This is a genomic window from Acidiplasma aeolicum (genome assembly GCF_001402945.1).
Taxonomy (GTDB): Archaea; Thermoplasmatota; Thermoplasmata; order Thermoplasmatales; family Thermoplasmataceae; genus Acidiplasma; species Acidiplasma aeolicum.
Map to the genome: position 1 here is coordinate 1 of NZ_LKBG01000257.1, position 9,168 is coordinate 9,168.

The window sequence follows — 9,168 nt, forward strand, 5'->3', positions numbered from 1 at the left end:
AACACCATCAACGGCATATGGAGAAAAGGAAGATACGTTATATGAAAAGCAATAAATTTATTATGGAACTCATTTGAGAATATCAAATGTAAAAAAGAGAGTGATTATTGTAAGAGGCCATGATAAATATCTCATTAAACGGAAGATTTTTGTTTAAATATAAATATCCAACATCAATGAAACTTGGAGTTACCGGTACAGATATACTTTCCAAAAAAATCAGCGGCGGGTCAAGGCATCAAAAAGAGGTATTAGTTAGATTTGCAAAAAGATATGATGTGACATATTTTCCAGATCCTGTGATATATTCAGATATAAATCAAAATAAGATCAAAACTCTTAAAGAGAATGCAAAATTTTTTGAGGATAACGGTGTGAAAATTACAGACGCATTTTATAAAATTATAGAAAAAAATGGAAAAAATAAATTTGAATTAATGGATAAATATATTAAAGAATCTGATGTTGACGCAATTTATAATATGGATTATTTATATGCATTATACCACGGACTTAAAAGCGGTTATCTAAATTATACAAGATACCTTTCAAAACTATTAGATTCCAACTACGGCATATGCATCCAAGGGCTGGGCGATATTAACAATCATTTATTTTACAGTTTTTATTCATTTTCTTACCTATCTGCCAAGATGGGAAAATATTTTTTTTACCCGTATTTAGAATTTGTTTATGACTATTTTTACATAAAAGAACAATTAACCCGGCTAAATTATGATAAAAACTTAAAGTTTATTGCACTTTTAAATCCATCACAGAAAAAGAATATAAATTTAAAAGCCCGTGTACCAATTGAGGTTTTATATCCATCAAGTGGGTTTATGGGCTACATAGAGGCACCTGCAAAAAAAGATAACAAAATAATTTATTATTCCAGATTGAATTTTATGAAGGGGCTTCTTGAGATACCTTATATATTCAAAAAAATTAGTGAAAGAATTGATGTATATCTAGAAGTTATTGGAAAATTTAACACAAAGTATGAGGAAGATGAATTCTTTTCAATGATTAAAAAACTCGGATTAACAGAAAAAATAAAATATAAAGGATATTTACCAGATGAAGAATTAAGGGAAGAACTTAAAACATCAATGCTTTTGTTATACCCATCACATAGCGATTCCTTTTCTCTGGTAATCTTAGAAGCACTTTCATATAGTGTTCCGGTAGTTGCATATGATATACCCGGTCTTTCATATTTTAAGGGCTTTTCCAACGTAAAAATGGTTAAGGAATTTGATATAAACTCCATGGCAGCAGCAGCCCTAAATATGCTCAAGGATTCAAGGTTTTCAGAATTAAATGAATCGGAGAAAAAATTTATAAAAATACATGTATGGGATAATGTTGCCATGGAGCATTCAAGGTTAATAGATAAATATTTATTCAATAAATGAACAATTGTTGTAATGTAACAAATATTAAAGATATAAATATATTATGTTAATTTATGCGAATACTTGAAATAAGTTACAGGAACCCTTATGGTAAAAACGGTGCAGGTGTTGAATCTTATATATACAAACTTGCAAATTTTTTGAAATCAAATAAAAATATTGTTGAAATTGCATACGCAAGTGAAAATAAAATTAATGGTTGCAGCCCAATGGAGGTTTATATACCGAAGTTTGTCTGGAAAATTGGCTTGGCAAAGTTTTATTATAACCTGAAACTTTATTTTATCGTAAATAAAAACAAATCTGCCTATGATATCATCCATATTAATGGGGATAATGGCTCATTAATTCCTTTTATAAAGGGAGCTAAAACATTAATGACCCTGCACGGGAGCATTAGCGAAACTTTAAAATTAAGGACAAAATCCCATTCAATTAAATATATAATATCATATATATTGGATAGTATCGACGGATTTTTTGAAATAGCATCGTGCAGAAAATCACAAATGGTAATTTCTGTTTCAGAACATACAGCAAGGTTTTTTAAGGAAAAAACAGGTAGAAATGATATAAATGTTATAAATACCTGCATAGAACCGCCATATAAAATAAATAAAAACTTTGATATTATAGATGAGCTCAAAAATTCCGGCAGAACTTTACTGCTCTGGGTTGGCAGGGATCCTGTAAGAAAAGGGTTAAACATAGCAAAACGTACTATTAAAGACATTGATAATATAACGCTCATAACTGCAGGATATAATGATGAAAATCCCCAAGAAAATGTTGTTAATTTAGGATACGTGGATAATGATCTGCTGCAGGCAATTTATCAAATAACGGATATTATATTATTTCCATCCATTAATGAGGGGTTCAGCATTGGGCTATTAGAGGCAATGTCCTATGGATGCATTCCGGTTGCATTTTCCATTCCATCAACAAATGAGCTGATAAAAGATGGTGAGAATGGATTTATTGTAAACAATGAGGATGAATTAAAGCAGAAATTAAGCTGGCTTGTAAATAATAAATACATAATAAAACAAATAAGACCGAATGTTATCTCAAGGGCAAGTGACTATTACTGCAATAAGATTCTTCCGGGAATATACAGTTTAATGGAGGAACTTAATCAATCCCAAAATCATTGATAAATAAAGATAAAATTTTTAAGTATAATTTAAGTAAATAAGAGTTATAACGAATTATGTTTATCTCTGTAATAATTACTGCATATAACAGACAGGAATTCCTTACTGATGCAGTAAATAGTGTTTTAAACCAAAATCTGGAAAGGAAATACTATGAGATTATAGTTGTTAAAAATTTTACAGATACAAATATAGATAATTTTCTGAATTCAAATGGTATTATAAATATAATAATGGACGGCACTATTGGAGAATTTCTCTACAAGGGGATATCTGTTTCAAAGGGTGATGTAATCTCATTTTTAGATGATGATGACCTTTTTTCTCATAATAAATTAACAATTATATTTGAAAAATTTAGTAATTTGTGTAATTATTTACACAACTCTCAAAAAGTTTTTACATCAAATGAGATGGATATTAAAAGATATAATACAAATAATCTATCATTCAATTTATCGTCGATTTCAATAAGGAAAGAATTAATAAATATGAATTTTTTAAGGAGCATAAAAACCTGCCAAGATAATTTTATTTTTTACTGCGCCTTATCAAAAAATGCGAGAATATGCAGTACTGATTTAAAATTTACAATGTACAGGCTACATAACAGCACCTCGGTTAAAATGCATAATAATATAGACGAATTTATAAAAATGCAGTATGATGTTTCAGAAATGATCTATAAACAGTTAAATGAATATAAAAAAATGTTTCCAGATTTATCAAAGATAATAATAAATGATATGCTTTTAAACAGATTTCTTATGAAAATTTATAACAGCAAAATTAAGATTGGATTTACATATTATTTTCGTTTTATTTTTAGTTTTATGCATGGAAGAAAGCAGTCATATGAATATAAAATAGGAATTATATATATGATTATGAGTTTATCACCAGGAATTGTTAAAAAAGCTTTTATTAAGAAAGCATTTAAAAGAAATCAAAACATATAAATGCATTTATTTTTATACATAAAATTTCAGGTATATTGGCCTCCATTAAGATATATTAATAATGATTTAGTCTCATATTTTATATTATTACCATATAAAATATTTATTAATGCATGTAATCACTTTATAAATCATGGAAATAAAAAAGGCTATGGTAATTGATGAATTTTCTAGAATCGGTGGCGGTCAGGTATTTGCAAATATACTTATAAACTTCCTTGTGAAAAACCAGTACCAAACCTTTGTTGAAAGTGATAGATATGCTACATACCTTAATGCTGAGAATATAATAAAAACTCCATATAAATACTATGAAAATATACCATTTTTTAAACTTTATTATTATGCCCTAAAAACCAAAAGGTTTATGAAAGATAATAATAAAGGATTTCAGCTTATAATCAACAATCATCCAAATGTATTCCTTTATAAAGGAAATATAAACGTCATGCATGGTTTTTCCTTCCTTGACCCGATTATTGATTCCACGGGCCAGATTATAAATAAAACCATGTTATTTATTATTAAAACTCTTGGCATATATAAATTATATAATAAATCAAATTTTATGTATAATAGCATTTATACAGAAAATCTCGCTAAGAACCTATTCCCGGTACTTGGCATAAAGCCATCTAAGGCAAGGGTAATATACATTCCCGTGGAAAACCATAATATAGACCTTTCAATTAAGCAGAAAAATAGGGTTATAAGCATTGGAAGGATACACCCGGATAAGCATTATGAATATGTATTTGAAATAGCCAGGCATCTAAAGAATTATGACTTTACAATAGCAGGTGCGGTAAATAAAGGTATGGAAGCGTATTATAAATCATTGTTATCGGTTAAGCCCAATAATGTTAATATAATTCCAAATATTGATAATGATACTAAGATAGAATTATACAGGAAATCATCAATTTACCTTCATTTAAACCCCAAAGAAAATTACGGTATATCGGTCTTAGAAGCAATGTCCTATGGGCTCATTCCGGTTGTACCGGAAAGTGGTGGTCCCTGGATTGATATAGTATCAAGGGGTAAATTCGGGTATTCATATAAAAATATATACGAATGCCCTGATATTATAAAAGGCATAAATTATGAAGATGCCAAAAATATACATGAATCTGTAAACAGATTTTCTCAAAAAAATTTTGAAGAAAGCATGTTGAATTTTATAAATGATGTTATAAATTAACCTAATTGCTCAACTGATCTTGGCTATTTATAATTAAACAAAAATCCTTCCATTTCATGAGCTATTTATTATTGAGATTAATAAGACTAATAAAATCAATACAAATATATGGCAAACCTAAAGCAATAATAACGGAATATGGTATATAATTCTTTTCCAATTAAAGGAATGGAATATTATAATTATAGGATAGAACACACATCATTATCCATAAATAATAGATTTGTGGCAACACCATTAATGGAATATAAGGAAAACAGGGCAAGTTATTTGTAAAACAATAAGTTTATTAAGGTATCCATTTCCGAATATCATACAAATAAATTGTGAGTAAAATGATTTTAAATATTTAATTCCAGGAAGTCATTTAACATGGCACCATTGGCGGAAATCACGGGTATTTTTGAACCCCTCTCAATAACATTCCTTCCGGATATCCCCGGCATAAATGTGCATGCTATATAAATTGCATCAATATTTAACGACTTGTTTGCAATTTTTACAGCCTCGTTAAGGTCATCCGGCTCTATAAATTTAAGATAGCCATCATCACGGCCAAGGGACATTGATGCCGATGACCTGATCTTATAATGGTTGAGCCACCTTATCTCAAGATCATGCCTTTTCTGCGCATAAGGTGTTATTGTATATATTTTATTTCCATATTTTTTGATATTTTTGATGATGCTCTCGGTGGAAAATATTACGGGCATATCAAAAAATGATCTTATATATTTAATGCCATCATCATAAAATGCACCGTAGGATCTTGCGTAGAGAATGGCATCGCAATCCGCCAATGATTTGCCTGCAATTTCCATATGGTTCTTTATTAATTCTTTTTCATCATCATTAAGGCCATGGCCCGGAACAAAATCCATGATGTATTTTTTTACTCCATAACCAAGATTAATGAATGTTTTTTTATATTCCTCATCAAACCTTGGGTGCTCCGATGATATTATAATTCCGATGCTTTTTCCCATTTTTTATCCCTCAGGATAATGCTCAATACTAAATATAATATGAATGCTATGATAAACCCTGATATCCACGAGGCATCCTTAAGAATTATAAATATATAATATTTTATTCCATACAACGGTGCAAAAACTATGAGGAATGTTATTATAAGCGTGATTATTGAAACAGGATTAAAGCCTTTTAAATACGTATATGATCCATTTCTTTTATAAACATCATCTATATTTAATTTAAACCTTTTTAATACTGCATAATCTGCAACTATAATTCCGGCTATTGGCCCGAGAAGGCCTGATATAAATAAAATCCACGTGCTGAAATACACATAAATGCCCTTTAAATAAAGCGACCATGCACCTATTAATATTCCCAGCGCCGTGATGATTATTGTCCCCCTGAACCATGTTAATTTGGATGGAAATGTATTGTTCAGGTCATATATTGGCGGGACCACATTGCTGAATATATTTGTGTTAAGCATTGTAAATGAATAGAAGATCAGTATGAATATGGCTATTGCCGGTACAGTTATGAATCTTATTATTAGAAGGCTCGGATCATAGGTTGCACTGTTTGTTAAAACCTCTGTTATTGCCGACATTATTGCACCATAGGCCACCACAAGTGTATAGAATATAGGAAGGCCTATCTGGCCAACAACCATGTGCTTGAAATCCGTGCCAAACCTCATCATATCAGGCCAGCTAATAATCTGGGTTGCATGTATGTTTGATACAAGAAATATCAATAATATTGGTATTATGGATATTGATATCGGTGCATATGGCTGATGCAGTGCCGATACAAGGGCGGATGGATATAATGATACAAAGTAAACGAATGTGAATGTCAATGCAATAATGGAAACCCACGGCATTACATAGCCAAGCATTTTCAGCGATGGCGATCCCCTAATGGGTTTTGCAAGTATCAGAATTATCGTCTGAACAATAATTATTGATATAAATGTAATCCAGAAAAGATCTGGAAATAGAGATACAAGAAGTGAGGGTGTAACAGATTTATAAGCTGCAAGTATTGATGCCTTTCCAGTAATCTCAAGCACAAATCCCATGACCGCCTCCGTGACAAGAAATGTCTGCACCCCAAAATACCCCATGGCGGCAAAGAACCTGATCCATGAAGGGATGTATGTGCCCCATATACCAAACCTTGTCCTGTCAAGCTGTGGCTCTGCAAGCCCATACTTAACAGCGCCATGGCTCTGTATAATTAAGGGTATCAATGTTATTAGGTCACCGCCTAGGGCTATTAAAATAACCTGGACAACATTAAACCCAAACACTATTCCAGCACTGCCAACAAGCATGGAGTTTGGTGCGGCTATGCTTGCCCAAACACCAAGAAGCGGTAGATATCCCCAGTTCTTTACATTTTTATTTACCGGGGCTATATCAGGATTCCATAATAACCTGTCATGGTCTTTATTCATGGTGATATATAGTTAATGTATACTTAAAACTTTTAATGAATTAATTAAATAAATTTGCATATTTTTAAATTTTTTGGCTTAAATAATCAATTATGACCGAATTTGATGATAATACCTCAGTGCCGGCCAATAATTTTAGTTTTTCAATTATATCCGCAGTATGAAGTGCGGTGCACTGTATTACTATGATTTTGCTATTTTTTATCAAATCCGAATTTTCTTTAAATAAATTGCATAACCTATCACCATCAATGCCTGAGATTATTTTTCCGTCATCTGTGTTTAAATAAAAATCATGCTCAACTTTTATATTTTTTTCATCAAACATCTTTATATCTGTTATCCCTCTTTCCCTTGTATATGGTAAAACAATTGAAATAGTATTTACATTTGAATCAATAATTCTATGCATTATAAGATCAGTTGGGAGCAAAACACCCTCTGCATACTTTTTAAGAATTGCCTTTATTGATTCCCTGCCCATATCATTATATGTGCCATATCCACGGCCGTAAACAATGTATTTTACATTATTTCTTTTAAAATAATTTCCGGCATTGTTTAAATCATCAATGAATTTATTCTCTTCATAACAATTTTCAGGATATCCATTGGTCCCGGTTTCCTCCATTCTGTAGTCAATTATCTCATATTTATTATTCAGGCCAATTTTTAAGTCTTCAAGAACAGTATCATTATCGGCAGGAACAATCACGCCAATTCTTATCAAGAAAACACCATCATGTAATTAATATTTGAATAAATAAACTTTCGGAATATCATGGTAAAATTATGAAATAATACATATTTTATCTTTGTTTATACTATAAAAATACCATTGATTTATTTTAAGCCTTTTTAAGGATTATTACCTGATTATTGTACTCTGCATATGGCGTTATATAACCATGGTCAAGCAGATATGTTGCTATGTAAATTAAACTGTTGTTCCCACCTGTATCCGCCCAGAAGGTATTGTTCATGTATATTATATAGTCAAATTCTGTATAGTTGGGCAGTGGGGAAAACGGTGGTGAGTAAACATTCTTATAATCAGAAAATAAGGGCATTAAATTGTTCTCAACGAGTATTGTTGAATTTTCAGGTATATACTTTCTCTCATTCAATAGGAATCTTGTATCAGGCGTCATGTGTATTCCAGATATATCATTTGGTGCCATTGAATCATATGGAACCAGTGGATTATATACAAGGCCAAGAATTAATCCAATTATTAATATAACTATTATCACCTTTATAATGTTGTTCTGTCCATGGCTTTTATAATAATTATATATTTTTTTTGGCGTTAACCTGTTCTTATTATTTGAATTTAAATTATCAATAATTTTTGAGATTCCAAAGGCAATGCCCAAGAACATAACAGGATATATCATTGCGGCATACTGGTATCCCAATGTGTAATATGATCCATATGAAGATGTAAATGCATACCCAAAATAAGGAAGACCTATTATTAATATTTCAGGAAAATACAACGGCATGAAACCGGTTGTTGCAAATAATAAAACTAAATATGAAATTTTGAGCATGTAATTTGCGGATATAAACGAAAATAAATATGCCGGGTCTGTGAATAATGCCCTGACCATGCCCATTAATCCGCCGGGAACAGTTCCTGATTCGCCGGTGGTTAGTGTGACAGATGATACATGTCCTGAAATAATTCCCTTCATTATTCCTGCAAACTCAATATAGGCAAATCCTGTTAATGTAAATAAAATAAATAATACCAATAATAACCATTTAGGTCTTATTTCTGAAAACATTAAATTTAGATTCTTATATTTCCTGCTGTATACCATTTCAAAAAGAATAATCATTAGTGAAATGTAAACAAAATTTGAATGAAGTGTAACTATAAATATCAACATTGCAATATTTAATATCTTTTTATTGTAAAGATATGCATATATAGCCATAAAAATGAAGAATGGAAGAAATGCCATGTTATGAAAATCAAAGGAGTAAA

Annotated in this window: 8 protein-coding genes; 4 read left to right on the plus strand and 4 right to left on the minus strand. The window is 30.7% G+C overall.

Annotation, left to right across the window (positions count from 1 at the left end):
• Positions 1–119 precede the first annotated feature (119 nt).
• The 4 genes from AOG54_RS07600 to AOG54_RS07615 all read left to right on the plus strand — a co-directional run bounded on the left by AOG54_RS07600 (position 120) and on the right by AOG54_RS07615 (position 4,738).
• A complete protein-coding gene (locus AOG54_RS07600) occupies positions 120–1,418 on the plus strand; it encodes a glycosyltransferase (RefSeq protein ID WP_052656849.1) in 1,299 nt (432 codons plus the stop codon).
• A gap of 53 nt (positions 1,419–1,471) precedes the next feature.
• Positions 1,472–2,575: a glycosyltransferase family 4 protein gene (locus AOG54_RS07605; RefSeq protein ID WP_048102239.1), complete on the plus strand. Its 1,104-nt coding sequence runs from the start codon at positions 1,472–1,474 to the stop codon at positions 2,573–2,575.
• Between the two features lie 56 nt (positions 2,576–2,631).
• Positions 2,632–3,534 (plus strand): glycosyltransferase family 2 protein, encoded by a 903-nt coding sequence (locus tag AOG54_RS07610; protein ID WP_055032583.1) that lies wholly within the window; start codon positions 2,632–2,634, stop codon positions 3,532–3,534.
• 133 nt (positions 3,535–3,667) lie between these two features.
• Positions 3,668–4,738 (plus strand): glycosyltransferase, encoded by a 1,071-nt coding sequence (locus AOG54_RS07615; RefSeq protein WP_048102240.1) that lies wholly within the window; start codon positions 3,668–3,670, stop codon positions 4,736–4,738.
• Between the two features lie 341 nt (positions 4,739–5,079).
• Here AOG54_RS07615 and AOG54_RS07620 read toward each other — a convergent pair whose 3' ends face one another.
• The 4 genes from AOG54_RS07620 to AOG54_RS07635 all read right to left on the minus strand — a co-directional run.
• On the minus strand, positions 5,080–5,724 hold the full coding sequence (locus AOG54_RS07620) for a hypothetical protein (RefSeq protein ID WP_048102241.1): 645 nt from the start codon (positions 5,722–5,724) through the stop codon (positions 5,080–5,082).
• Entirely contained in the window at positions 5,700–7,175 is a 1,476-nt protein-coding gene (locus AOG54_RS07625; protein WP_048102242.1) for a cytosine permease, read from the minus strand. Before AOG54_RS07625 ends, AOG54_RS07620 begins: the two co-directional genes overlap by 25 nt.
• A gap of 64 nt (positions 7,176–7,239) precedes the next feature.
• Positions 7,240–7,905, minus strand: a complete 666-nt coding sequence (locus AOG54_RS07630; RefSeq protein ID WP_048102243.1) for a hypothetical protein — start codon at positions 7,903–7,905, stop codon at positions 7,240–7,242.
• 118 nt (positions 7,906–8,023) lie between these two features.
• Positions 8,024–9,168, minus strand: a 1,145-nt coding sequence (locus tag AOG54_RS07635; RefSeq protein ID WP_156324231.1) for a DUF2079 domain-containing protein, incomplete at its 5' end; no start/stop codon positions are given.